At 45.0% G+C, this 24,336-nt stretch carries 22 protein-coding genes; 11 read left to right on the top strand and 11 right to left on the bottom strand.

Annotation, left to right across the window (positions count from 1 at the left end; genetic code table 11):
- Nucleotides 1–48 precede the first annotated feature (48 nt).
- Nucleotides 49–1,485, top strand: coding sequence for an IS1182 family transposase (locus tag WJM94_RS15600; protein WP_444493534.1), 1,437 nt, complete (start codon nucleotides 49–51; stop codon nucleotides 1,483–1,485).
- A gap of 120 nt (nucleotides 1,486–1,605) precedes the next feature.
- Here WJM94_RS15600 and WJM94_RS15595 read toward each other — a convergent pair whose 3' ends face one another.
- Both WJM94_RS15595 and WJM94_RS15590 read right to left on the bottom strand, forming a co-directional pair.
- A complete protein-coding gene (locus WJM94_RS15595) occupies nucleotides 1,606–2,883 on the bottom strand; it encodes an HlyC/CorC family transporter (RefSeq protein WP_444495108.1) in 1,278 nt (425 codons plus the stop codon).
- 115 nt (nucleotides 2,884–2,998) lie between these two features.
- Nucleotides 2,999–3,793: a cytochrome C assembly family protein gene (locus WJM94_RS15590; RefSeq protein WP_444495107.1), complete on the bottom strand. Its 795-nt coding sequence runs from the start codon at nucleotides 3,791–3,793 to the stop codon at nucleotides 2,999–3,001.
- A gap of 212 nt (nucleotides 3,794–4,005) precedes the next feature.
- On the opposite strand from WJM94_RS15590, the gene ffh reads away from it, so the two are divergent.
- The 5 genes from ffh (at nucleotide 4,006) to rplS (ending at nucleotide 7,609) form a co-directional block, all read left to right on the top strand.
- Nucleotides 4,006–5,388, top strand: a complete 1,383-nt coding sequence (gene ffh / locus WJM94_RS15585) for a signal recognition particle protein (RefSeq protein WP_444495106.1) — start codon at nucleotides 4,006–4,008, stop codon at nucleotides 5,386–5,388.
- A 211-nt stretch (nucleotides 5,389–5,599) separates the two neighbouring features.
- Nucleotides 5,600–5,848: a 30S ribosomal protein S16 gene (gene rpsP, locus WJM94_RS15580; RefSeq protein WP_021705764.1), complete on the top strand. Its 249-nt coding sequence runs from the start codon at nucleotides 5,600–5,602 to the stop codon at nucleotides 5,846–5,848.
- A gap of 28 nt (nucleotides 5,849–5,876) precedes the next feature.
- Nucleotides 5,877–6,425 carry a ribosome maturation factor RimM gene (gene rimM, locus WJM94_RS15575; RefSeq protein ID WP_444495105.1) on the top strand — a complete coding sequence of 183 codons (549 nt, stop codon included), beginning with the start codon at nucleotides 5,877–5,879 and terminating at the stop codon, nucleotides 6,423–6,425.
- Between the two features lie 27 nt (nucleotides 6,426–6,452).
- Nucleotides 6,453–7,214 carry a tRNA (guanosine(37)-N1)-methyltransferase TrmD gene (gene trmD / locus WJM94_RS15570; protein ID WP_444495104.1) on the top strand — a complete coding sequence of 254 codons (762 nt, stop codon included), beginning with the start codon at nucleotides 6,453–6,455 and terminating at the stop codon, nucleotides 7,212–7,214.
- Between the two features lie 41 nt (nucleotides 7,215–7,255).
- Nucleotides 7,256–7,609, top strand: a complete 354-nt coding sequence (gene rplS, locus WJM94_RS15565; protein ID WP_145532528.1) for a 50S ribosomal protein L19 — start codon at nucleotides 7,256–7,258, stop codon at nucleotides 7,607–7,609.
- A gap of 452 nt (nucleotides 7,610–8,061) precedes the next feature.
- Here the strand turns inward: rplS and yacG are convergent, their stop codons facing one another.
- The 8 genes from yacG to nadC form a co-directional block, all read right to left on the bottom strand.
- Nucleotides 8,062–8,256 (bottom strand): DNA gyrase inhibitor YacG, encoded by a 195-nt coding sequence (yacG, locus tag WJM94_RS15560; protein ID WP_444495103.1) that lies wholly within the window; start codon nucleotides 8,254–8,256, stop codon nucleotides 8,062–8,064.
- 86 nt (nucleotides 8,257–8,342) lie between these two features.
- Nucleotides 8,343–9,083 (bottom strand): cell division protein ZapD, encoded by a 741-nt coding sequence (zapD, locus tag WJM94_RS15555; protein WP_444495102.1) that lies wholly within the window; start codon nucleotides 9,081–9,083, stop codon nucleotides 8,343–8,345.
- Nucleotides 9,084–9,110: 27 nt separating this feature from the next.
- Nucleotides 9,111–9,725 (bottom strand): dephospho-CoA kinase, encoded by a 615-nt coding sequence (gene coaE, locus WJM94_RS15550; RefSeq protein WP_444495101.1) that lies wholly within the window; start codon nucleotides 9,723–9,725, stop codon nucleotides 9,111–9,113.
- Entirely contained in the window at nucleotides 9,726–10,595 is an 870-nt protein-coding gene (locus tag WJM94_RS15545; protein ID WP_444495100.1) for a prepilin peptidase, read from the bottom strand. It abuts the gene before it with no gap.
- Nucleotides 10,596–10,679: 84 nt separating this feature from the next.
- Nucleotides 10,680–11,903, bottom strand: a complete 1,224-nt coding sequence (locus WJM94_RS15540; protein WP_444495099.1) for a type II secretion system F family protein — start codon at nucleotides 11,901–11,903, stop codon at nucleotides 10,680–10,682.
- Between the two features lie 30 nt (nucleotides 11,904–11,933).
- Nucleotides 11,934–13,619 carry a type IV-A pilus assembly ATPase PilB gene (pilB, locus tag WJM94_RS15535; protein WP_444495098.1) on the bottom strand — a complete coding sequence of 562 codons (1,686 nt, stop codon included), beginning with the start codon at nucleotides 13,617–13,619 and terminating at the stop codon, nucleotides 11,934–11,936.
- Between the two features lie 3 nt (nucleotides 13,620–13,622).
- A complete protein-coding gene (locus WJM94_RS15530; RefSeq protein WP_444495119.1) occupies nucleotides 13,623–14,072 on the bottom strand; it encodes a pilin in 450 nt (149 codons plus the stop codon).
- A 262-nt stretch (nucleotides 14,073–14,334) separates the two neighbouring features.
- Complete coding sequence (gene nadC, locus WJM94_RS15525; RefSeq protein WP_444495097.1) at nucleotides 14,335–15,222, bottom strand: carboxylating nicotinate-nucleotide diphosphorylase; 888 nt, start codon at nucleotides 15,220–15,222, stop codon at nucleotides 14,335–14,337.
- Nucleotides 15,223–15,314: 92 nt separating this feature from the next.
- Here nadC and ampD point away from each other — a divergent pair, with 92 nt between their 5' ends.
- The 5 genes from ampD to lpdA all read left to right on the top strand — a co-directional run bounded on the left by ampD (nucleotide 15,315) and on the right by lpdA (nucleotide 23,363).
- On the top strand, nucleotides 15,315–15,860 hold the full coding sequence (gene ampD, locus WJM94_RS15520; protein ID WP_444495096.1) for a 1,6-anhydro-N-acetylmuramyl-L-alanine amidase AmpD: 546 nt from the start codon (nucleotides 15,315–15,317) through the stop codon (nucleotides 15,858–15,860).
- A 409-nt stretch (nucleotides 15,861–16,269) separates the two neighbouring features.
- Nucleotides 16,270–17,037, top strand: a complete 768-nt coding sequence (pdhR, locus tag WJM94_RS15515; protein WP_444495095.1) for a pyruvate dehydrogenase complex transcriptional repressor PdhR — start codon at nucleotides 16,270–16,272, stop codon at nucleotides 17,035–17,037.
- A 49-nt stretch (nucleotides 17,038–17,086) separates the two neighbouring features.
- Nucleotides 17,087–19,747, top strand: a complete 2,661-nt coding sequence (gene aceE, locus WJM94_RS15510; protein WP_444495094.1) for a pyruvate dehydrogenase (acetyl-transferring), homodimeric type — start codon at nucleotides 17,087–17,089, stop codon at nucleotides 19,745–19,747.
- A gap of 19 nt (nucleotides 19,748–19,766) precedes the next feature.
- Nucleotides 19,767–21,659, top strand: a complete 1,893-nt coding sequence (aceF, locus tag WJM94_RS15505; RefSeq protein ID WP_444495093.1) for a pyruvate dehydrogenase complex dihydrolipoyllysine-residue acetyltransferase — start codon at nucleotides 19,767–19,769, stop codon at nucleotides 21,657–21,659.
- 276 nt (nucleotides 21,660–21,935) lie between these two features.
- Nucleotides 21,936–23,363, top strand: coding sequence for a dihydrolipoyl dehydrogenase (lpdA, locus tag WJM94_RS15500; protein WP_444495092.1), 1,428 nt, complete (start codon nucleotides 21,936–21,938; stop codon nucleotides 23,361–23,363).
- Nucleotides 23,364–23,486: 123 nt separating this feature from the next.
- Here the strand turns inward: lpdA and WJM94_RS15495 are convergent, their stop codons facing one another.
- Nucleotides 23,487–24,101, bottom strand: coding sequence for a LuxR/HapR/OpaR family quorum-sensing transcriptional regulator (locus WJM94_RS15495; RefSeq protein WP_444495091.1), 615 nt, complete (start codon nucleotides 24,099–24,101; stop codon nucleotides 23,487–23,489).
- Nucleotides 24,102–24,336 lie beyond the last annotated feature (235 nt).

Below are 24,336 nucleotides of genomic sequence, written 5' to 3'. Positions count from 1 at the left end.
GGCTAGTCCTTTGATCTAATAGGAGTATCGAAATCTGGATACCTCGACATGCTTCAAGAACCTTCTCCACAACAATACGAACTTGAAATGGTGACGATGGAACAACTTGTTCCCAAAGACCACCTTGTGCGTAAAATTGACTCTGCTATCGATTTTGAATTCATTCGTGATGAAGTCGCCCACCTCTATTGCAAAGACAATGGCCGACCACCTGTAGACCCTGTCCGCCTATTCAAAATTATCCTACTGGGGTACATCTTCGGCGTAAAAAGCGAGCGTCAGCTTGTCAAAGAAATCGAAGTGAATGTCGCATATCGTTGGTTCCTCCGCATGTCCCTCACTGAAAAGGTCATCCATGCCTCGACACTCAGTCAAAACCGTATCCGTCGCTTCAATGGTACGGATGTCTTCGAACGTATCTTTATTAACATCGTTCAACAAGCGATGGCTAAAGGCTTAGTCGCTGGACAAGAGCTCTTTACTGACAGCACTCACCTCAAAGCGAACGCGAACAAAAACAAGCACACCAATAAACAAACGGCAGTCCGAGCGAGTGCATATTTAGATATGCTGGATGAAGACGTTGCACTAGACCGAGCAAAAGAGGGAAAGAAGCCACTTAAAGAACGAACTTCTGAGCAGAAAGCTAATAACACGAAGAGCAGTACGACTGACCCAGAAAGTGGCTTCATGACCCGAGACAATAAGCCGCAAGGGTTCTTCTATCTCGACCATCGCACGGTTGATGGTCAGCATGGCATCATCGTTGATACCCATGCGACCGCGGGGAATGTCAATGACTCCCAGCCTTATATCTGCCGTCTCGACCACACGCTTGAACAGTTTAACCTCAATCCTATCGCCGTTGGTCTTGATGCCGGTTACTTCACGGCCCCTGTTGCTGAATCCCTTGAGCGCCGAGGGATACTTGGCGTGTTCGGCTATCGCCGACCATCACGCACAAAGAATGCCTTCAAGAAGAAACACTTTATCTATAACAAAGAAAAAGACAGCTATCGTTGCCCCAACGGACAGGACCTTATCTACAAGACGACGTCACGCGGCGCTTACCGAGAGTATCACTCAGACCCTAAAGAATGTGCGTTCTGCCCAATGCGTGATGACTGTACTCAAAGTAAAAACATGAAGAAGGTCATCACGAGGCATATCTATACGGAGGCCATGGATAGAGCCAACCAGATGCGGCTCTCTGCTTATGGAAAGAAAACCTACAGGCGGAGAAGTGAAACGGTAGAAAGAAGCTTCGCCGATGCAAAACAACATCACGGTCATCGATACGCTCGCTTTCGAGGGTTAGCCAAGGTGCAGATGCAGTGCTGGTTGGCGGCGGCTGCTCAAAACATCAAGAAGATAGCGTTGGTGGTGAGCACTCTGCGTAAACTCGGCCTAAATCGAGGTGAAATAGCGCAAATCCTCACTTATATACGCCAATTTAAGAACACTAACGCTCTAGAGTTTATCTAACAAAAAATATCGCGATCGCGGCCTGCGGCCGCAAAAAAAACAGAACCCCACCTTAAAAGTGGGGTTCGTCATCAATCTGAGCCTGACTATGTCAGGCTCTTTTTTTGGATAGTAGTGCGGTTAGTTACCGCCTTTCTTCTTCTTCGGATAAACTCGAACTAACTTTATTCGGTTTTCTTCTATCTCGACGATCTCCATCGGATGTCCGGATACTTTTACACTCAGATGGCTTTCTGGAATATCTTCTAAATGCTCCAGGATTAAGCCATTAAGGGTTCGCGGACCATTAGTGGGCAGATGCCACTTTAATCCTTTGTTGATATCGCGAATGTTTGTGCTGCCCTCGATTAAGAAACTGCCGTCGCCTTGCGGACTGATTTCATCGGATAAGCTTGGCGAAATTGAGGTCGTAAATTCACCGATGATCTCTTCCAGAATATCTTCAAGTGTCACTAAGCCAATAATGTCACCATATTCATCAACGATAAGACCAATACGTTGTTTGTTGCGTTGGAACTTCAACATCTGCACGTTCAGCGGTGTGCCTTCTGGAATGTAATACACTTCATCGGCTGCACGCAGTAACGTCTCTTTAGTGAACTCATTCTTTTCAAGCATCAGACGGTACGCTTCACGTAAACGCAGCATACCAACGACTTCATCAATTTTGTCGCGGTAAAAAACAATGCGCCCATGTGGCGAGTGAGTCAATTGGCGAACGATAGATTTCCAGTCGTCATTGATGTCGATACCCGTAATCTCATTACGAGGCACCATAATGTCGTTTACGGTGACATGCTCAAGATCCAGAATGGATACCAACATGTCCTGATGTCGACGAGGAATAAGACCGCCAGCTTCGTTTACCACTGTTCGCAGCTCTTCTGAACTCAGGTGATCTTCTACAGTGTGATCAGCCTTAACTCCGAGGAGGCGAATGAAACCGTTGGTAATAAAGTTAACTAACAGCACCAATGGTGAAAGTAACTTCATTAAAATCGCTAGAAGCACGCTGCTTGCATACGATACGCGCTCCGGATAGAGAGCTGCGATGGTTTTTGGCGTTACTTCTGCAAATACCAGCACAACCATGGTTAGCGCACCTGTTGCGATAGCGACGCCTATATCACCGTACAAGCGCATACCGATAATAGTCGCGATCGCCGAGGCAAGAATATTGACGAGGTTGTTGCCGATAAGAATAAGACCGATCAAGCGATCTGGACGGTCCAATAATTTTTCGACACGCTTCGCACCCTTATGGCCATTTTTGGCCAGGTGTTTCAAGCGATAACGGTTCAGAGACATCATCCCTGTTTCTGAACCGGAAAAGTAAGCTGATATGACGATAAGACACGCGAGTAGCGCAAATAAGATACCCGTAGATATGTCGTCCAAAACGTTTCTGTTCCTTGTAAGTTTTTGGTTATTTAAAGCTCTGTAAAGCTGCTAAGTTATGAGTTACGCGTACTTTATTTTATTTGAACGCGGATATAAAGAGCCGATAAGCGCCTTAATTCAATATGATCTCTCTTACAAAGCGGCTACCAAAATAAGCCAGTGTAAGTAATGTAGCTCCTGCTACGGCAAACCATGTCACTTTTCTTCCACGCCAACCTTTTTGGTAATGACCCCAAAGTAAGATGGAATAAACCACCCAAGCGATGAAAGAAAGAATAGCTTTGTGGGCTTTCCCTTCTGCAAACATGTCCTGAACAAACACATAGCCTGTTATTAGCGTAGCAGTCAGCAGCAAATTACCAATCAAAATAATTTTAAACAATTGACGCTCGACCATGAGTAATGGCGGCAAATTAGGATTGATCGCTAAAGACTTCTTGTTTTTTAACTTATGGTCAAGCCACGCAAGTTGCAGCGCATACAATGCCCCTATACTTAGTGTGGCATAAGAAAACAGCGCTAAAGATATATGAATGAGTAGCTTAGGGTCGTTTTCTAAATGCTTGATGAAGGTGCTTGGTAGAAAAGCCGCAGCAGATAAGTTGATAGCAGCAAAGCTATAAACGACAGGCAACAGAAACCACAGTCGGTTCTTTAACATCGCGATGCTCATGGCCAGAGAAATAATAAAGCTGATCAGAGATGCGACATTAAGAATACTGAGGTTTTGACCAGAACCATCCAGAATCAGATCACTCAGTAGCCATGCATGAAAAACAAGCGCGCAGGCAGCGCTGACAAACACTGTTTTTGTTTTGATAACTGACTGGTGTGAGAGCCCAGGTATGATGGTCGCAATCGCCAATACGTAAAGTATGACGGCTGCAATGGCAATTACGCTATCCATGAATCCTAAATGTTGTTGTGCACAATGGAGAAATTATACCTTGCATTACACTTTGGGGCTACGTTCTATACGACAACAATCGTGTTAGATGAGATATTGAAATTAATAAGTTAGCCCATCATATAGCAATAGAGCAGCTGTACGGGTATGACTGTGACCTTGGCTAAGGTATACTCACCTTAATTAATCGCCATTTTAGCGAAGAGACAAAGATGTTTGAGAATTTAACGGATCGATTATCCAAAACGCTGAAAAATATCAGTGGCAAAGGTCGTCTGACAGAAGACAACATTAAAGAGACCCTACGTGAAGTACGTATGGCGCTTCTGGAAGCGGACGTCGCACTTCCAGTTGTGCGTGAGTTTGTAAACCGCGTTAAAGAAAAAGCGGTGGGTGTAGAGGTTTCTAAATCTCTGACTCCAGGTCAAGAGTTCATTAAGATTGTTCAAGCTGAGCTTGAAGCTGTTATGGGTGAGTCTAACGAAGCACTTAACCTAGCCGCTCAACCGCCAGCTGTACTTCTGATGGCGGGTCTACAAGGTGCTGGTAAAACCACATCTGTAGGTAAACTGTCTAAGCTTTTAAAAGAACGTGATAAGAAGAAAGTACTGGTTGTTTCTGCCGACGTTTACCGTCCTGCGGCAATCAAACAGCTAGAGACGCTAGCTTCTGACATCGGTGTAGACTTCTTCCCATCGTCACCAGACCAAAAGCCAATTGATATCGCCAACGCTGCGATCGATCACGCAAAGAAAAAATTCTACGACGTGTTGATTGTCGATACTGCGGGTCGTTTGGCGATTGACGAAGAGATGATGGGAGAGATTAAAGATCTCCACTCTGCGATCAAACCTGTAGAAACTCTGTTTGTTGTTGATGCAATGACAGGTCAGGATGCGGCGAATACGGCAAAAGCTTTTGGTGATGCACTACCACTTACTGGTGTGATTCTTACCAAGGTTGATGGTGACGCGCGTGGTGGTGCGGCGCTATCGGTTCGTCATATCACAGGTAAACCAATTAAGTTCTTGGGTGTTGGTGAGAAAACTGACGCACTAGAACCATTCCACCCAGATCGTGTTGCATCACGTATTCTTGGCATGGGTGACGTTCTGTCTTTGATTGAAGACCTGCAACGTAACGTTGACCAAGAGAAAGCAGAAAGACTGGCTAAGAAGTTCAAAGAGAAGAAAGGCTTCGATTTGGAAGACTTCCGCGAACAGCTAGGTCAAATGCAAAACATGGGCGGCATGATGGGTATGCTCGACAAGCTTCCAGGCATGTCTCAGCTACCGTCTGATGTAAAAGACAAAGTTGATGACAAGATGTTCAAGCAGATGGAAGCGATCATCAGCTCGATGACAATGAAAGAGCGTCAGCGCCCGGAAATCATCAAAGGTTCGCGTAAGAAACGTATCGCAGCGGGTTCAGGTGTACAGGTGCAAGACGTTAACCGCCTGCTAAAACAGTTCACCCAAATGCAGAAGATGATGAAGAAAATGCAAAAGGGCGGCATGAAAGGTATGATGCGCAACATGCAAGGCATGATGGGTGGCATGGGCGGAGGCGGTGGTTTCAACCCATTTGGTCGATAACCAGTCAATCACACTATAGTTTCAGGGTGTTAGCTACATCACAAACTTTAATTTCAATTTATGTTGGTGAAAAAGTATCTAAACCCCTTGCATTGCTCCGGGATAAGAGTAGAATTCCGGAGCTTTATTTTGGCACGAGACCCCAGGTTGTTCAGTATATTGAATGATTTTTGGGGTTAATTTTATTTTTGAGAAAGCAAAAGAGGACGACATGGTAACCATTCGTTTGGCACGTCACGGCGCTAAAAAGCGTCCATTTTATCAAATCGTAGTAGCAGATAGCCGTAACTCTGCAACTGGCCGTTTCATCGAGAAAGTTGGTTTCTTTAACCCAACAGCTCAAGGTCAAGAAGAAGGTCTACGTCTAGACCTAGACCGCGTTAACCATTGGGTTGGTCAAGGCGCGTCTCTATCTGACCGCGTTGCAAAACTAGTTAAAGACGCTCAAAAAGCGGCTTAATTCTTACTTTAGAAGTAGAAACTAGTTTATGTCGATGAAAGGTAAAGAAACAATGAGCAACGAAAAGATTGTTGTAGGCAAGTTAGGTGCTACTTACGGCATTCGTGGTTGGCTTAAAGTTTTTTCCTACACAGACAATGCTGAAAGCATTTTCGATTACAGCCCTTGGTTTATAAACCATAAGGGCAACTGGGTTGAATACAAAGTAGAAGGCTGGAAGCGCCATAACAAAGGTATGGTGGTGAAGCTGGAAGGTCTGGATATTCGCGAAGACGCGCATTTACTGACTAACTTTGAAATTGCTATTGACCCTGCAGCACTTCCGGAATTGTCAGAAGATGAATTCTACTGGCGTGAATTGTTTGGGATGCAAGTAGTAACCACTAAAGGTTACGATCTGGGTGTCGTCACTGACATGCTAGAAACTGGCTCAAACGATGTTTTGGTTGTTAAAGCAAATCTTAAAGATGCTTTCGGGCAAAAGGAACGATTAATCCCGTTTCTTGAAGAGCAAGTGATCATTAAAGTTGATCGCGAAGCTCAACGGATCGAAGTTGACTGGGATCCTGGATTCTAATCTCCAAAAATACAGGGCGAGATAAACATGTGGGTTGGCGTTATTAGCCTTTTTCCTGAAATGTTCCGTTCTGTTACTGATTTTGGAGTAACAGGTCAAGCGGTTAAAAAAGGTCTTTTGTCGATTGAGACTTGGAATCCTCGAGATTTCACTCACGACAAACATCGAACTGTCGATGACCGACCGTACGGTGGTGGCCCTGGCATGTTGATGATGGTTCAGCCTTTGCGCGATGCCATTCATGCTGCTAAAAATGCCTCACCGGGTAAGACGAAAGTCATTTACCTTTCTCCTCAAGGTCGCAAGCTCGACCAGCAAGGAGTTGAAGAGCTGGCAACAAATGAGAATTTACTTCTTATCTGTGGTCGCTATGAAGGGGTAGATGAGCGCATCATTCAATCTGAAGTCGATGAAGAATGGTCGATTGGAGATTTTGTGATGACGGGTGGTGAGATACCAGCCATGACGTTAATTGACTCTGTCTCTCGGTTTATTCCGGGCGTATTAGGGGATTTTTCGTCAGCGGAAGAAGATTCTTTTGCTAATGGCTTGTTGGATTGCCCTCATTACACGCGCCCTGAAGTGTTGGATGGCAAAGAGGTACCTGCGGTGCTGATGTCAGGCAATCATAAGGATATTCGTCAATGGCGACTAAAGCAGTCGCTAGGCCGAACTTGGCTAAGAAGACCAGAGCTCCTGGAAAACCTAGCTCTGACTGACGAACAGGAACAATTACTTGCCGAGTTTGTTAATGAGCATAAAGCCGTTAACGAACATAATGCAAAGTAACCTAATTTATTTAGTATCAGTTTATTCTAGGAATTTTAAAAATGAGTAACATCATCAAAGCTCTTGAAGAAGAGCAAATGAAACAAGACCTACCTAAATTTGCACCAGGTGACACTGTTGTTGTTCAAGTTAAGGTAAAAGAAGGTGACCGTGAGCGTCTACAGGCTTTCGAAGGCGTTGTAATCGCAATCCGTAACCGTGGTCTACACTCTGCTTTCACTGTACGTAAGATCTCTAACGGTGAAGGTGTTGAGCGTACGTTCCAAACACACTCTCCAATCGTTGATAGCATCGAAGTTAAACGCCGTGGTGCAGTACGTCGTGCCAAGTTGTACTACCTACGTGAGCGTTCTGGTAAGTCTGCTCGTATCAAAGAGAAACTTGCTAAGAAGTAATGCTATAACAAGCGTTCTCATTAAACGGAGTCCATTAGGGCTCCGTTTTTTTATTTATAGGTCCTAGGTAAAGAAAGGTCCTAGGTGGCTAGGGTCCTAGGTTCTATGAGTGTCTGTTGTAAGTTCAGTTAAAAATGGAAGCTCAGGTGCTTGTTGTTTTGGAATACAGATTACCGAATACAGGAAATGACAGGTCCTGAGTGGCTAGGTCCTAGGTTCTAGGAGTATATGTGGTCAGTTCAGTTAGAAATGGGAGCTCAAGTGCTTGTTGTTTTGGAATACTGATTACAGAATACAGAAGTATTTGACGTCAAATGAGGTTGATTGAAAAATAATCCGTAATCCGTAATCCGTAATCCGTAATCCCAAGCAACATATACCTAAGCTTAAGTTTTGCAGAGTGCTTCCAACAATCGCCCCCTAGGATCTATAACCTGGGATCTAGGCTCTTTTTAATACTGATCTTCTGACCAGCCGTCGCTATCCGACATATCTGGCGCGCCAGCAATGGCATTCTCTTCATCTGCCCATTCACCAAAATCAATCATTTGGCATTTTTTGCTACAGAAAGGTCGATGTGGGCTTTGCTCTCCCCACTCAACGTCGGCGCCACACTGGGGGCATTGAACGATAATAATTTTAGACATGGATTGTTCGTCCCTTTGTGTTCTGTGTACTAACAAATATATAGATAATAAGAAGGGTATAAAAATTGTAGTAGAGTGAATTTAGGCTAGCTACAAACTGCTAGCTCGAACTCAACATCTTGTGTGCAGGCTTGCCCACTTTCAAAAGACATAAATTTAATCGCAAAGCGGTTTTTATGACCTGAAATCATAGGGTAAACGCCGTGTTCCATAGGAATATGGAGACGAAGAATGTTGGCTTCATCAGCATCACTTTGGAAGAAGCCAGCACGTCCGATTTGAGCTTTAAACTGCCCGGTTTCACGGGTTAATTTAAGCCATAAGTTTAATGCATCAGAAAGTGGTTTTAGACTCTGTAGCCATTTTTGCGCGTCGTGCTTTTTACGTTCGATTGGTAAATGCAACCAAAAATGCAGCGCTGGCAAGTCAAAGCAACAAGCACCACCAGGTAGGTTGAATCTCTGCCTGATTGAACTTAAGAAGCGATCATCTTTAATTGCTTGCCCAAAACGTTCAGCCGACATCAGTTGGCTATGCACAACATCAATCTCATTGAGTAACGCAGTCAGTGCATCTTGGTCAACGCCTTCTACGTTCAGCCAGTGGCGATAGGATAGGCGTTGCTTTTCAAGATCTTTGGCTAGCTCACTCTTAAGCTGAAGCTGTTCAAAGATCTCGACCATATCAAATAAAGCACGGAAAAATAGCTGGTGCTGATGGCTGTCAGCAAAACCAGAAGCCAAGTGAGCCTGACGCAGTAGAGACTCTACTCTTAGATAGATACGAGTTTTCTCATTTAAAGGATGTTCAAATTTGTGCGTGGTCATCGACGTAAGCCTTGGTGAGTTTCATTCTTATTTTCGCAGATCTTTCTTACACATGGCTAGATACTTTTCATGCAAATCTGTGATTTGAAGCAAAAGTTCATGGTCGTCTGGGTTATTTTTAACCACATCGTCGGCGATATCGAGTCGTTGCTGCCTAGACACTTGAGATGCGAGTATCGCACGAGCCTGTTCTTCACTGACGTTATCTCGTTTCATTGTGCGAGATATTTGCGTATTTGGATCGACATCGACCACCAGAACGCGATCACACAGACTTTCAAGATTATTTTCTATCAGTAATGGTACAACGAGCAATGCGTAATCTGATGTGACTTGCTGTAAATCCTCGAGCATTTTTTCTCGAATAATCGGATGCAATAACTGATTGAGCCACTCTTTCTCTTCCGGATTGGAAAATATACGTTCTCTCAATTTAGCTCTATCAAGCAATTGGTTATCAAGAACAATATCGTTACCAAAGTGCTCAATAATTGCATTTAGCCCTGGAGTTCCGGGTTCTACTACTTCTCTTGCAACAATGTCCGCATCAACGATGTCGATTTTAAATTGTTGCTTGAACAGATTCGCCACAGTGGTTTTACCACTGGCGATACCGCCTGTTAAGCCTATAACCAATGCCATTTACACTCCCAGAATTGATGTGAAATACCAATTTAGAATCCGATCACCCCAGAGCATGCTTACCCATCCGGCAATCGCTAAGTAAGGACCAAAAGGGAAGGCCTTTTCGATCCCCTTTTTCTGCAATCGTAGCTGAATTATTCCAAATATGACGCCTACGACGGAAGAAAGCAAAATGATCATAGGTAAAGATTGCCAACCTAGCCAAGCACCGAGAGCAGCCAGCAGTTTAAAATCGCCGTAACCCATGCCTTCTTTACCGGTAAGCAGCTTAAAGCCCCAATACACCGACCAGAGGCATAAATAGCCAGCGATGGCACCGATCACGGCGTCTTTCAGACTAACAGGACTTACTTCTATCAATGCTAGGGCAATGCCAGCCCAAGTTAATGGCAATGTTAATTGATCTGGCAGAAGCATGGTATCCAGGTCGATAAATGTTGCTGCTATCAGAATGAAGGTGAAAAAAATCAGTGCAATGGTGAAATAACTGAAGCCAAAATGAAATGCGACATAGCCAGAGCATGCTGCTGTCAGTATTTCTATAAGTGGATACCTTGCGCTAATCGGGGCGCTGCAGTTGTGGCACTTACCTTTCAGAAGTAACCAACTGATAACTGGGATGTTATCGCGAATACGAATAGGCGTACCACATTGTTGGCAAGAAGAGCGGGGTACGCTCAGGGTGAGCACTTCTTTCGGAGGATCGATATTGTATTCTGGGAATGATTCCGCGCATTCACGTCGCCATTCCAATTCCATGATTTTAGGTAGTCGATAAATGACGACATTCAGGAAACTTCCCACGATCAAGCCGAAAACCACGGCGAATACAACGAATAACCATGGGTAGTACTGGAACACTTCCATATTTGTCTCTTGATTGGTAAATCAAACGAGCAAGGTGCTGTTTTGATGGGATTAATTACAAAGCCATTTGGATATGGCTCCATTCTAGCCCATTACGCTCATTAAGTTAAAGATTGGCAGATACATTGCTGTGACTAATCCACCAACAACCACACCGAGAAAAACAATAATCAGGGGTTCGAGAATTTTACTTAAGTTATCGACGGTATTGTCTACCTCGAATTCATAAATCGTCGCAACTTTATTGAGCATATCATCGAGTCGCCCTGACTCTTCACCAATCATGACCATTTGCAGTACCAGCTCAGGGAATACGTCACAGTTACGCATTGCGACATACATCGGCATGCCAGCAGCGGTATCACGATGGACCTCTTCAATCGCCAGTTGATAATGCAGGTTGCCAGACGTTTTCGATGTGGTTTTTAAACTGGTCAGAATAGGAATACCTGCACTAAAGCTGGTGGCCAGAGTCCGGCTAAACTTGGCAATAGCCGCCTTTGATAGCACAGGTCCTAACACGGGGATTTTGAGTATGGCTCGATCCATCATTAAGCGGAAGGAGTCAGAGCGTTTAACCATTATGCGCGCCGATATCCCAAGACTCAGTGTTCCTAGGCCAATAAACGCTCCCCAAGTTTGCATCCACTTGGACAGGTCTAATACTTGTCTGGTGAACCAAGGTAAGTCTGCACCGAAGCCGACGAACATTTTTTCAAACTCAGGAATCACTTGCGTCAGCATAAGGAAGGAAACGCCTAATGCAACTAATATAACCATTGCCGGATATATCAGTGCCTTAATGACTTTGGCTCTGAGTTCCTCACTTTTTTCCCGATAAGTTGCCAGCCGTTCAAACACCTCGGCCAGATTACCCGATAGCTCTCCCGTCGCGATGAGGTCGGTATAGAGCGCATCAAAGTGTGTACTGGCAGTGCGCATCGCTTTAGACATCGGTGTACCGGCTTCTACCGCTCGCGTTACGCTCATCAAAATAGATTTCATTTCAGCTTTTTTATGGTTATTGGAGACCAGCTTCAAAGCCTGAACGAGTGGGACGCCAGTAACCAGCATGGTAGAAATTTGGCGGGTAAACACGGTGATGTCTTTGCCTTTTACGCGGTGGCTCAGCCTGGACAGAAAAGAAATACTGCCTTTTTTCAGTTTTTTGATTTTTATATGCTGGGCGTTGAGGCGTTCGCGTACTTCAATTTCGCTCATGGCCAGAGTTTGCCCTGAGGTCTTTTTTCCTGAGCTATTAATGCCTTTCCAGCGGAAGTTCTTGAGTTGTGGCGTTGTGGTTTTCATAGGCTACATGACTACTGATTAAAAAATGAATTAAAAATAGAGCACGCGTTGTAGTTCACTAAAGCTGGTGATCCCTTGTTTGAGTTTTGTGATACCTGACATTTGCAGTGTGCTCATGCCGTTACGGATGGCGATTTTTTCGAGTTCGTGTACCGAAACACCTTTAATCATCGCTTCAGATAACGATTCATCAAAACGCATCACTTCATAAATGCCAGTTCGTCCCGAATAGCCATGTGTACAATGGTTACAGCCATTGGGGTTAGCTTGGTAAATATCGTCTGACACCTGAATCCCAAGATGTTGCAACGGTGCGGTCAGTGCTTGTGGTTGTTTACAGTGAGGACACAGCTTACGAGCCAAGCGTTGGGCAATAATAAGACTGAGTGAAGAGGCGAGGTTAAAGCTCTCAACCCCCATATTGGATAAGCGGACAACGGTCTCCGCCGCTGAATTAGTGTGCAGAGTGGAGAGCACTAAGTGGCCGGTTTGTGCGGCTTTAATCGCGATCTCTGCGGTATCAAGGTCACGAATTTCACCTACCATGACGACATCAGGGTCTTGGCGCAGGAAGGAGCGCAGTGCCTCGGCGAAACCAAATCCGATCTTAGGTTGAACCTGAACCTGGTTAATGCCTGATAGGTTGATTTCAACGGGGTCTTCAGCCGTCGAGATGTTGATTTCTGGTTTGTTGAGAATATTTAGGCCGGTGTACAACGAAACCGTTTTACCGCTTCCCGTCGGGCCGGTCATCAAAATCATCCCCTGTGGTTGACGTAATGCATCTAAGTACCACTGCTTTTGCTGGTCGCTGTAGCCCAGTTTGTCGATATCGAGTGACGCGGAGCTGCTGTCGAGCAACCGCAATACGATTTTCTCGCCGAATAGCGTCGGTAAGGTTGACACTCGCATATCAATCGCGGTGTCTTGATTGAGTTTAAGCTTGATTCGCCCGTCTTGTGGTAAGCGCCTTTCTGCAATATCAAGCTTGGATAGAATTTTTATGCGGGCAGAAAGACGACGGCTTAACAGGCTGGGCGGCTGTTGAGTTTCAATCAAAATACCGTCACAACGCAGCCTTACCCGGTACATTTTTTCGTAAGGTTCAAAGTGGATATCGGATGCCCCTTTACGCACAGCATCGAGCAAAATCTGGTTGATATAACGGCTAACTGGTGATTCGTCTTGGCTTAAGTCTTCAATGTTGTCAACTTCGTCGGCATCGACGTCAACGAGGTTGGCAAGCTCATCCTGATTGATCTCTTTTAAGCCAGGTTTCTCCTGACCGATAGAGCGCCCATATAAGCGCCGGATAGCTGCGTCAAGTTCAGAAAAATCCGCAATGACGAGATCGACTTGTAATCCGGTAGCAAAGCGAAAATCATCTTCAGCTTGCTGATTGGTGGGATCGGCAATGGCTAGGGTTAAGGTTGATGGCGTTCGCTCCAGTGGCAATGCATGGTGACTAGTGATCAGTTCACGCAGCCCCAGTTGCTGACACAATGGCGTGTAAGCATAGTCAGATAATCTAGAGCAGGGGAGACCGAAGGTTGAGCTCAGGTGAGACGCGAGTTCGCTGGTAGTGAATATACCAGAATTGACTAACGCCTCTGGCATCGAAATACCAGAAGCGTTAACTTGCTCTATTAACGATTCTTCTTGGGCTAAGCTAAGGAACCCTGATTGGCGAAGAATTGTTGAGAGGTTGGTTAGCATTGATTACAAGGTAGCGTCTTGTGTACATGATTTTGGCAGAAGTTTTTGTGCAGGACTGGCCTTACACTCCCATTTCCCGCCAGCAGCTCTGTTAAGGGCAATTTTGGCGTTGTTGATGTCAGGGCTGTTTCCGGCAGCTGCGAAAGTAAGGAGTATATTTCCTTTTGCTGAGTCAAATGAGATAGTTCCATTTTTAGGTTGAATTACACCCAGATCCGCAAGTGATTGGCCTGCCGTAGTTCCATCGGGAAAAGAGCCATTTGTTACCATATAGTCTTCAACATTTGTACGTACAGAGGTAATTGTTGCTAAGCCAGCTCCCAGTTCAGACTTGGCTACATAGTTTTGATATTGAGGAATAGCAATAGCTGCCAAAACACCAATCACTGCCACCACAATCATTAATTCAATCAGCGTAAAACCCTGCTGTTTTTTCTGTTTAGTTGATTTCATTTTTTCTTCCTTCTCATGACATAAATAATGCAGTTGCATTGGCGCAAGAGTAGGGAGAGTTGGAAGGGGTGAAAACCAGCAAAAAAAGAGTGCTCGAGTGAGATAAAAATCTTTGATGTTCAGTTGCATATCATGTGCAACGATTTGCGAGTGGTTCTATTTTATGGCTAAAAAAATAGAGGACCAAATGGCCCTCTATTTACAACAATTAGACTACAACTATCTGAGTTGATTAAATTAATCTGATTTCGGTCTGTGGTGCTTATTTGAAGCGCATCGAAAGATCCATCGCTTTCAGGTGCTTGGTTAGCGCACCGACGGAGATGTAATCCACACCAGTTTCTGCGTATTCTGCGATGGTTTCTAAGGTGATATTGCCAGAGTTTTCTAGTGCAGCGCGGCCAGCGTTGATTTCTACTGCTTCGCGCATCATCTCTTTGGTGAAGTTGTCGAGCATGATGATATCGGCACCTGCGTTAATCGCTTCTTTTAGCTCGTCTAAGCTTTCTGTTTCTACTTCTACAGGCTTGCCCGGATTCAACTCTTTGGCCGTTTTAATAGCTTGAGTAATACCACCGCAGGCGATGATGTGGTTCTCTTTAATCAGGTAAGCATCAAATACGCCGATACGATGGTTAAAGCCACCGCCGCAAGCCACCGCGTATTTCAGTGCGCTGCGCAGACCCGGAATGGTTTTACGAGTATCTAATAGACGACATTCCGTATGGGCAATTTTCGCCGCATACTCAGCAGTGATAGTTGCACAGCCTGAAAGCGTCTGAATAAAATTCATTGCGTTACGCTCGCCCGTCAGCAAATCACGAGCCGGGCCAGAAAGCGTACAAAGCGTTTGGTTTGGTTCTACTTTATCGCCGTCTTTTACGTGCCAATCGATGGTCACTTTACCACCAAGCTGCTTAAAGACTTCATCTGCCCACGCCTGACCACAAAACACACCGTGTTCACGAGTGATAATGGTCGCGGTATTGACAGCATCTGCAGGGATAAGCGATGCGGTGATATCGTTATTGATATCCACAGTGCCACCCAGGTCTTCTTTTAAGGTATCGGCGACGGATCGGGTGATTTCCAAAGGAAGTTGTTGTTTCAGGAATTCCAGGCGTTCTTGGCTGTTGTGTTTGTTCTTCATCGCAAATCTAGTATTGAAAGGGAGATGGCAACGAATGATACTCTCCGGTGTCAATAATTTCAGCAGTTAATTTTCAAACAAGTGAGGTTGATATGCGCCCAATTATCGAGAATGGCTGGCTGACGCAAGCCAAGCACGTCCCATCGCCATTTTTTGATGCTCGCTCAGATGTAAAAGATATCTCTCTCTTAGTGGTGCACAACATCAGTTTGCCGCCAGGTCAGTTCGGAGGTTCTTACATAGAGGACTTTTTTCTTGGAAATCTGGATCCGAATGAGCATCCATTTTTTGATGTGATTCACAAAATGAGAGTTTCGGCACATTGCTTAATCAAGAGAAATGGAGAGGTTGTACAGTTTGTCTCGTTTCTTGATAGGGCATGGCATGCGGGGCAATCAAGCTTTGCTGGTCGGACGGGTTGTAATGACTATTCGATAGGAATTGAGCTGGAAGGTACCGAATTTGTTGCGTACACCGACGAGCAATATCAATCACTTGCGGATTTAACTCAAGCGATCATGTCGCATTATCCTAAAGTCACTCCCCATAGAATTACGGGGCATCAATATATAGCGCCTCTTAGAAAAAGTGATCCTGGTCTTAGCTTTGACTGGGTGAAATATCGACAACTTATTTGAAATAAAGTTGTGATAAATATGTAAATTGCAGAGGCTAATATCAATAAGGCATGTGTTCGCACATGCTTTTTTTGTATATGAAAAAATTTCTTTTGTAGAAAGTTAACTACATTTTTGCAAGTGACCCTAAAAAAATGGTTAATAAATGAGCGGATTGTTTTGGCATTTCCTGTAATTGCTTTCCAAAATCGCTAGCACGTTATTCACCCAGTTGTTTTTTTATTGTAATTGGTAAGACCAATTTTATTGCCGTTTTAATGGTCAATTGTTATCGGACTGTTCTTACTAGGCCTGTTCTATGATTTAGGTCAATTTTTGGCTGGACAGTGACGTTTTAATTATGTTAATTTCTGCCCCAACTTAAAATTGGTATTACCAATTACCTGCAAGAGTAAAAGAATAATAAATTATGGCTTATCAAAGGATTCGTCAGCCAAAACTCTCTGATGTTATTGAACAAGAGTTAGAACGGTTGATTGTGGAAGGAACATTGTCTCCGGGGCAGCAGTTGCCACCAGAGCGCGAACTGGCAAAACAGTTTGATGTGTCTCGTCCATCTGTCCGTGAAGCGATTCAACGCCTTGAAGCCAAGCGTCTTCTTACTCGTCGTCAGGGTGGTGGCACGTTTGTTAGCGATAACATCTGGAAAAGTTTTTCAGATCCTTTGCTAAATTTATTGTCTAGTCACTCTGAAACTCAGCTGGATTTACTGGAAACGCGTCACGCGATGGAAGGTATTGCCGCTTATTTTGCAGCTGTTCGTGGTACCGAAGAAGATTTTGCGCGTATTCAAGCCTGCCTTGAACGAATTGGTAAAGTGCAATCAAACAATGACGTCGAAGCTGAATCTGCTGAGGTGATGCAATTCTTGATTGCTTTAACGGAAGCCGCTCATAACGTTGTGTTACTGCACATTGTGCGTAGTTTGGCGCCTTTGCTTGAGCAAAATATTCTACAGAATTTTAAATTGTTACGTCGCCGCCCTGAAGCGGTCGAAAAAGTAAGTAAACACCGAGCTAATATCGTGGATGCGATCGTATCTGGTCAGCCAGAAAAGGCACGTGAGATGTCTCATTCACACTTAGCTTATATTGAAGAAACATTGTTGGATTTGACCAGAGAAGAGTCTCGTCGTGAACGCTCTTTACGTCGAATGCAACAGGGCAATGACTCGTAACGACGATTTGTTTGTTTTATAGATCCAACCAACAGAAGGATAGATCGCCATGTCTGATATGAAGCATGACGTAGATGCACTGGAAACTCAAGAATGGCTAGAAGCACTTGAGTCAGTTGTACGTGAAGAAGGCGTAGAGCGTGCTCAGTTCCTACTTGAGCAAGTTCTAGATAAAGCACGTCTAGGCGGTGTTGACATGCCAACTGGAATCACCACCAACTACATCAACACGATTCCTGCAGATCAAGAACCAGCTTACCCTGGTGACACAACACTTGAGCGTCGTATTCGTTCCATCATTCGCTGGAACGCAATTATGATCGTTCTGCGTGCATCGAAGAAAGACCTAGAACTAGGCGGCCACATGGCGTCTTTCCAGTCTTCTGCTGCATTCTACGAAACATGTTTCAACCATTTCTTCCGTGCTCCAAACGAGAAGGATGGTGGCGACCTAGTTTACTACCAAGGTCACATCTCTCCAGGTATCTACTCTCGTGCATTCGTTGAAGGCCGTCTAACTGAAGAGCAGCTAGATAACTTCCGTCAAGAAGTAGATGGTAAAGGTATCCCGTCATACCCACACCCTAAACTAATGCCTGAATTCTGGCAGTTCCCGACCGTATCTATGGGTCTGGGTCCAATTGCTTCTATCTACCAAGCTCGTTTCCTTAAGTACCTGGAAGGCCGTGGTCTAAAAGATACTTCTGAGCAGCGCGTATACGCGTTCCTGGGTGATGGTGAGATGGATGAGCCAGAATCACGTGGTGCTATCTCTTTCGCTGCGCGTGAGAAGCTAGACAACCTATGTTTCCTAATCAACTGTAACCTTCAGCGTCTAGACGGCCCTGTAATGGGTAACGGTAAGATCATTCAAGAACTTGAAGGTCTGTTCAAAGGTGCTGGCTGGAACGTAGTAAAAGTAATCTGGGGTAACAACTGGGATTCACTACTAGCTAAAGATACGACTGGTAAGCTTCTTCAGCTTATGAACGAAACTATCGATGGCGACTACCAAACATTCAAATCTAAAGATGGTGCATACGTACGTGAGCACTTCTTTGGTAAGTACCCAGAAACTGCAGCACTTGTAGCAGACATGACTGACGACGAAGTCTTCGCACTTAAACGTGGTGGTCACGAGTCTTCTAAGCTGTACGCTGCGTACAAGAACGCACAAGAAACTAAAGGTCGTCCAACGGTTATCCTAGCTAAGACTGTTAAAGGTTACGGCATGGGTGAAGCGGCAGAAGGTAAGAACATCGCGCACCAAGTTAAGAAGATGGATATGACTCACGTACTACACATGCGTGATCGTCTGGGTCTTCAAGACATTCTGACTGACGAAGCAGTGAAAGAACTTCCGTACCTGAAACTTGAAGAAGGTTCTAAAGAGTACGAATACCTACACGCTCGTCGTAAAGCGCTACACGGTTACACGCCACAGCGTCTGCCTAACTTTACTCAAGAGCTAGTGATTCCAGCGGTTGACGAGTTCAAGCCTCTACTTGAAGAGCAGAAGCGTGAAATCTCTACCACTATGGCGTTTGTACGTACTCTGAACGTACTGCTAAAAGACAAAGGCATTGGTAAGAACATCGTTCCTATTATTGCTGACGAAGCTCGTACTTTCGGTATGGAAGGTCTGTTCCGTCAAATTGGTATCTACAACCCACACGGCCAGACTTACACTCCAGAAGACCGTGGCGTAGTGTCTTACTACAAAGAAGCGACATCTGGTCAGGTACTTCAGGAAGGTATCAACGAGCTGGGTGCGATGTCTTCATGGGTTGCAGCGGCAACGTCATACAGCACGAACGATCTACCAATGATCCCGTTCTACATCTACTACTCAATGTTCGGTTTCCAACGTGTTGGCGACATGGCGTGGATGGCTGGTGACCAACAAGCTCGTGGTTTCCTACTAGGTGCAACGGCTGGTCGTACAACGCTGAACGGTGAAGGTCTACAGCATGAAGACGGTCACTCGCACATCATGGCGGGTACGGTTCCTAACTGTATCTCTTATGACCCAACATTCGCATACGAAGTTGCAGTAATCATGCAAGACGGTATCCGTCGTATGTACGGTGAGCAAGAGAACGTTTACTACTACCTAACGCTAATGAACGAGAACTACGCAATGCCAGCAATGCCAGAAGGCGCTGAAGAAGGCATTCGTAAGGGTATCTACAAGCTAGAAACCTACGCTGGTGATAAAGCGAAAGTTCAGCTAATGAGCTCTGGTACTATCATGAACGAAGTACGTAAAGCAGCTCAAATCCTAAGCGACGACTACGGCATCGCGTCTGATGTTTACTCTGTAACATCATTCAACGAAGTGACTCGCGACGGTCAAGCAGCAGAGCGTTACAACATGCTACACCCAGAAGCGGAAGCGCAAGTTCCTTACATCCAAACTGTAATGGGTACTGAGCCAGCTATCGCAGCAACTGACTACATGAAGAACTACGCAGAGCAGGTTCGTGCATTCATCCCTGCTGAGTCTTTCAAAGTTCTTGGTACTGACGGCTTCGGTCGCTCAGACAGCCGTGAAAACCTACGTCGTCACTTCGAAGTGAACGCAGGTTACGTAGTAGTGGCAGCGCTAACTGAACTAGCGAAGCGTGGCGACGTTGAGAAATCTGTAATTGCTGAAGCAATTAAGAAATTCGACATCGACACTGAAAAAACTAACCCGCTATACGCTTAATAAAGAAGGTAGATAAGAAATGGCAATCGAAATTAATGTACCAGACATCGGTGCGGATGAGGTTGAAGTTACTGAGATTCTTGTGAGCGTTGGCGACAAGGTTGAAGAAGAGCAGTCTCTGATCACTGTTGAAGGCGATAAAGCTTCTATGGAAGTTCCTGCTTCTCAAGCGGGTATCGTTAAAGAAATCAAAGTTGCAGAAGGCGACAAGGTTTCTACTGGTTCTCTAATCATGATTTTCGAAGCCGAGGGTGCAGCTGAAGCTGCACCTGCTCCTGCGGCAGCAGCTCCAGCAGCAGCTCCAGCAGTAGCAGCGGCAGCAGAACTGAAAGAAGTTCACGTACCAGACATCGGTGGTGACGAAGTTGAAGTTACTGAAATCATGGTAGCTATCGGCGACAGCATCGAAGAAGAGCAATCTCTGATTACTGTAGAAGGCGACAAAGCTTCTATGGAAGTACCTGCACCATTCGCGGGTACACTAAAAGAGATCAAAGTAGCAGCAGGCGATAAAGTATCGACTGGCTCTCTAATCATGGTATTCGAAGTTGCAGGTTCAGGCGCTCCAGCAGCACCTGTTGCAGCTGCGGCTCCAGCGGCTCCAGCGGCAGCACCAGCAGCGTCTGCAGCAAAAGAAGTTAACGTTCCAGATATCGGCGGCGACGAAGTAGAAGTTACTGAAATCATGGTAGCAGTTGGCGATACAGTTACAGAAGAGCAATCTCTGATCACTGTAGAAGGTGACAAAGCTTCTATGGAAGTACCTGCACCATTTGCTGGTACGGTTAAAGAAATCAAGATTGCAGCTGGCGACAAAGTGTCTACTGGCTCACTAATCATGGTATTCGAAGTGGCTGGCGCAGCACCTGCTCCTGCAGCGGCTCCAGCTCAAGCAGCAGCGCCTGCAGCAGCTCCAGCTCCTAAAGCAGAATCTCCAGCGGCAGCAGCTCCAGCAGCGACTGGTGATTTCAAAGAGAACGATGAGTATGCTCACGCGTCTCCAGTTGTTCGTCGTCTAGCTCGTGAGTTTGGCGTAAATCTTTCTAACGTTAAAGGTTCTGGTCGTAAGAGCCGTATCCTGAAAGAAGACGTTCAGAACTACGTGAAAGAAGCGCTTAAGCGTCTTGAGTCTGGTGCAGCAGCATCTGGCAAAGGCGACGGTGCAGTTCTTGGTCTACTACCTTGGCCAAAAGTGGACTTCAGCAAGTTCGGTGAGACAGAAGTTCAACCTCTATCTCGTATTAAGAAGATTTCTGGTGCTAACCTACACCGTAACTGGGTGATGATCCCGCACGTTACACAGTGGGATAACGCAGACATCACTGAGCTAGAAAACTTCCGTAAAGAGCAGAACGCGATTGAAGCGAAGAAAGACACTGGCATGAAGATCACTCCACTAGTGTTCATCATGAAAGCTGTTGCTAAAGCGCTTGAAGCGTTCCCTGCATTTAACTCTTCTCTTTCTGAAGATGGCGAAAGCTTGATTCTGAAGAAATATGTGAACGTTGGTATTGCAGTTGATACGCCAAACGGCCTGGTTGTTCCAGTATTCAAAGACGTGAACAAGAAAGGCATTTACGAACTATCGGAAGAACTAGCAGTAGTTTCTAAGAAAGCTCGTGCAGGCAAACTAACTGCAGCAGACATGCAAGGCGGCTGTTTCACAATCTCTAGCCTTGGTGGTATCGGCGGTACGGCGTTTACTCCAATCGTAAACGCGCCAGAAGTTGGTATCCTGGGTGTGTCTAAGTCAGAGATGAAACCAGTATGGAACGGTAAAGAGTTCGAACCGCGTCTACAACTTCCACTATCTCTATCATACGACCACCGTGTGATTGATGGTGCAGAAGGTGCGCGTTTCATCACTTACCTAAACGCATGTCTATCTGACATTCGTCGTCTAGTTCTTTAAGAAGTGGATGAATGAGAGGCGGCAATTTAGCCGCCTCTGTTTATAGCGAATAACGAATAACAATTATCGACAATTTGGTTATGTCCCTTACTCTCTTCAGGGTTTTCATAAATGAATTGTTGTCTAGCTCACAGGCTAAATTGATTTACTTTTCACGCCATTAACATCTCTGTAAACTGTTAGCGGTCTGAAAATCACTGTTTAAAAGTCTTACTTAAACAAAAAGAATCAAAAAACTACTCAGCCTGTTAGGGATAATGACTACAAGAGGTCAAAATGAGCAAAGAAATTAAAGCCCAAGTTGTTGTACTTGGTTCTGGTCCTGCTGGTTACTCCGCTGCATTCCGTTGTGCGGATCTAGGTCTTGAAACTGTACTAGTTGAACGTTACAGCACTCTTGGCGGTGTTTGTCTGAACGTGGGTTGTATCCCATCGAAAGCACTTCTTCACGTTTCTAAAGTGATTGAAGAAGCGAAAGCAATGGCTGAACACGGCGTTGTATTTGGCGAACCGCAAACTGACATCAACAAAATCCGTATCTGGAAAGAGAAAGTTGTTAACCAACTGACTGGCGGCCTAGGTGGCATGGCTAAGATGCGTAACGTAACGGTTGTTAACGGTTACGGTAAGTTTACTGGCCCTAAATCTATCCTTGTAGAAGGTGAAGGCGAGTCAACGGTTGTTAACTTCGACAACGCAATCATTGCGGCGGGTTCTCGCCCAATCAAACTGCCATTTATCCCACATGAAGACCCACGTATTTGGGACTCAACTGACGCTCTTGAACTAAAAGAAGTGCCAGAAAAACTACTTATCATGGGTGGTGGTATCATCGGTCTGGAGATGGGTACGGTTTACCACTCTCTAGGTTCTAAAGTTGACGTTGTTGAGATGTTTGACCAGGTAATCCCTGCGGCAGATAAAGATATCGTTAAGGTTTTCACCAAACGTATCCAAAACAAGTTCAAGCTGATGCTAGAAACTAAAGTAACGGCAGTTGAAGCGAAAGAAGACGGTATCTACGTTTCAATGGAAGGCAAGAAAGCACCTGCTGAAGCAGAGCGCTACGATGCTGTTCTAGTTGCTATCGGCCGTGTACCAAACGGTAAGCTAATCGACGGTGAAAAAGCGGGTCTGGAAATCGACGAGCGTGGCTTCATCAACGTTGACAAGCAAATGCGTACTAACGTTCCTCACATCTTCGCTATCGGTGATGTTGTTGGCCAACCAATGCTTGCTCACAAAGGTGTGCACGAAGGTCACGTAGCTGCTGAAGTTATCTCTGGTAAGAAGCACTACTTCGACCCTAAAGTTATTCCTTCAATCGCGTACACTGAGCCAGAAGTTGCTTGGGTTGGTAAGACTGAAAAAGAAGCGAAAGAAGCTGGTATCAAGTACGAAGTGGCAACATTCCCATGGGCAGCATCAGGTCGTGCAATCGCATCTGACTGTTCAGACGGTATGACTAAGCTAATCTTCGACAAAGAAACTCACCGCGTTATCGGTGGTGCTATCGTTGGTACTAACGGTGGTGAACTACTAGGCGAAATCGGTCTTGCGATCGAGATGGGTTGTGATGCAGAAGATATCGCTCTGACTATTCACGCTCACCCAACTCTACACGAGTCTGTAGGTCTGGCTGCTGAAGTATTTGAAGGTTCAATCACTGACCTTCCAAACAAAAAAGCAGTTAAGAAGAAGTAAGATTCTTTACTGACTGATTAACGAAAGCCGCTGAAATTTCAGCGGCTTTTTTGTACGTGAAAGGTTAGTTTTTAGATACAAAAAAGCCCAGACGCTGGGCTTGGTTAGTTCTGATTTAAAACTTTATTGAACGCAATCGTAAATAGAAAGCATATCAAGGTATGAGTCGATGAGGCTCTTCAGTTCATCTTCGCTTTTAAAACGGTTTGCCTGAACAAACAACGAGTAGCAAATACCATGGAAAAGGTTCGTTAAATGCTCTGGATTATGTGTGGTGCACACTTCACCACGTTCAATCGCTTTAATGAACATGTTTTGTACCAGTAGCTGATTGGTGCGGTTGGTTGACACGAACAACGGCCAAACCTCATCACGTGTTGACGCACTCCACTCAAACCATACTTTAAGCCAATGGCAATCTTGGTTTACCAACTCGATCATTGCGCTGGTGATATTGGCAATATTCTCGCGAGCGTGTATATCTAAGTCGATGTTATCTGAAAGGAAGTTAGAGAACTGACGTACTACGTGGTTCAACACTTCATCAACAAGATCTTCTCGGGTTGGGAAATAGTTAAATACGGTAGCAACCGAAACTTGCGCTATTTCTGCAATGTCTGCGTGACCACCACGGCCAATGCCACGACGAGCAAACACTTCCAACGCGATTTCCATGAGTTGTTGCTTACGTTTGATAGGGGAAAGCCTAGTACGGGCTCTCTTTACAATTGAGTCCATTATATTTACCTTGCCATTTTAGTTGTATATGGGGGGAAATCCCCCTAATTGATTATTTTAATAATTGCTTAAAGCAATTGATGAGTGTAATGGTGCATATGTGCAAGGTCAACAGTTGTTGTGTGATTTGTAGACAGCAATTTCATGATTGTTGATGCATTTCCCGTCATTTTGAGAAAATGAGGTCGAGCTTCCAAGAAATGTTGGCATTGGGTTGTGACTTTCAACCCAATGA

The organism is Vibrio sp. YIC-376 (genome assembly GCF_052353105.1).
GTDB lineage: Bacteria > Pseudomonadota > Gammaproteobacteria > Enterobacterales > Vibrionaceae > Vibrio.
This window is presented reverse-complemented; position numbering and strand designations above follow the sequence as displayed.

Bases quoted from the DNA above. Each gene is read 5' to 3' on its own strand.
- WJM94_RS15600 (WP_444493534.1), top strand. From the start codon at position 49: ATGCTTCAAGAACCTTCTCCACAACAATACGAACTTGAAATGGTGACG.
- WJM94_RS15590 (WP_444495107.1), bottom strand. From the start codon at position 3,793: ATGGATAGCGTAATTGCCATTGCAGCCGTCATACTTTACGTATTGGCG.
- ffh (WP_444495106.1), top strand. From the start codon at position 4,006: ATGTTTGAGAATTTAACGGATCGATTATCCAAAACGCTGAAAAATATC.
- rpsP (WP_021705764.1), top strand. From the start codon at position 5,600: ATGGTAACCATTCGTTTGGCACGTCACGGCGCTAAAAAGCGTCCATTT.
- rimM (WP_444495105.1), top strand. From the start codon at position 5,877: ATGTCGATGAAAGGTAAAGAAACAATGAGCAACGAAAAGATTGTTGTA.
- trmD (WP_444495104.1), top strand. From the start codon at position 6,453: ATGTGGGTTGGCGTTATTAGCCTTTTTCCTGAAATGTTCCGTTCTGTT.
- rplS (WP_145532528.1), top strand. From the start codon at position 7,256: ATGAGTAACATCATCAAAGCTCTTGAAGAAGAGCAAATGAAACAAGAC.
- yacG (WP_444495103.1), bottom strand. From the start codon at position 8,256: ATGTCTAAAATTATTATCGTTCAATGCCCCCAGTGTGGCGCCGACGTT.
- zapD (WP_444495102.1), bottom strand. From the start codon at position 9,083: ATGACCACGCACAAATTTGAACATCCTTTAAATGAGAAAACTCGTATC.
- coaE (WP_444495101.1), bottom strand. From the start codon at position 9,725: ATGGCATTGGTTATAGGCTTAACAGGCGGTATCGCCAGTGGTAAAACC.
- WJM94_RS15545 (WP_444495100.1), bottom strand. From the start codon at position 10,595: ATGGAAGTGTTCCAGTACTACCCATGGTTATTCGTTGTATTCGCCGTG.
- WJM94_RS15540 (WP_444495099.1), bottom strand. From the start codon at position 11,903: ATGAAAACCACAACGCCACAACTCAAGAACTTCCGCTGGAAAGGCATT.
- pilB (WP_444495098.1), bottom strand. From the start codon at position 13,619: ATGCTAACCAACCTCTCAACAATTCTTCGCCAATCAGGGTTCCTTAGC.
- WJM94_RS15530 (WP_444495119.1), bottom strand. From the start codon at position 14,072: ATGAAATCAACTAAACAGAAAAAACAGCAGGGTTTTACGCTGATTGAA.
- nadC (WP_444495097.1), bottom strand. From the start codon at position 15,222: ATGAAGAACAAACACAACAGCCAAGAACGCCTGGAATTCCTGAAACAA.
- ampD (WP_444495096.1), top strand. From the start codon at position 15,315: ATGCGCCCAATTATCGAGAATGGCTGGCTGACGCAAGCCAAGCACGTC.
- pdhR (WP_444495095.1), top strand. From the start codon at position 16,270: ATGGCTTATCAAAGGATTCGTCAGCCAAAACTCTCTGATGTTATTGAA.
- aceE (WP_444495094.1), top strand. From the start codon at position 17,087: ATGTCTGATATGAAGCATGACGTAGATGCACTGGAAACTCAAGAATGG.
- aceF (WP_444495093.1), top strand. From the start codon at position 19,767: ATGGCAATCGAAATTAATGTACCAGACATCGGTGCGGATGAGGTTGAA.
- lpdA (WP_444495092.1), top strand. From the start codon at position 21,936: ATGAGCAAAGAAATTAAAGCCCAAGTTGTTGTACTTGGTTCTGGTCCT.
- WJM94_RS15495 (WP_444495091.1), bottom strand. From the start codon at position 24,101: ATGGACTCAATTGTAAAGAGAGCCCGTACTAGGCTTTCCCCTATCAAA.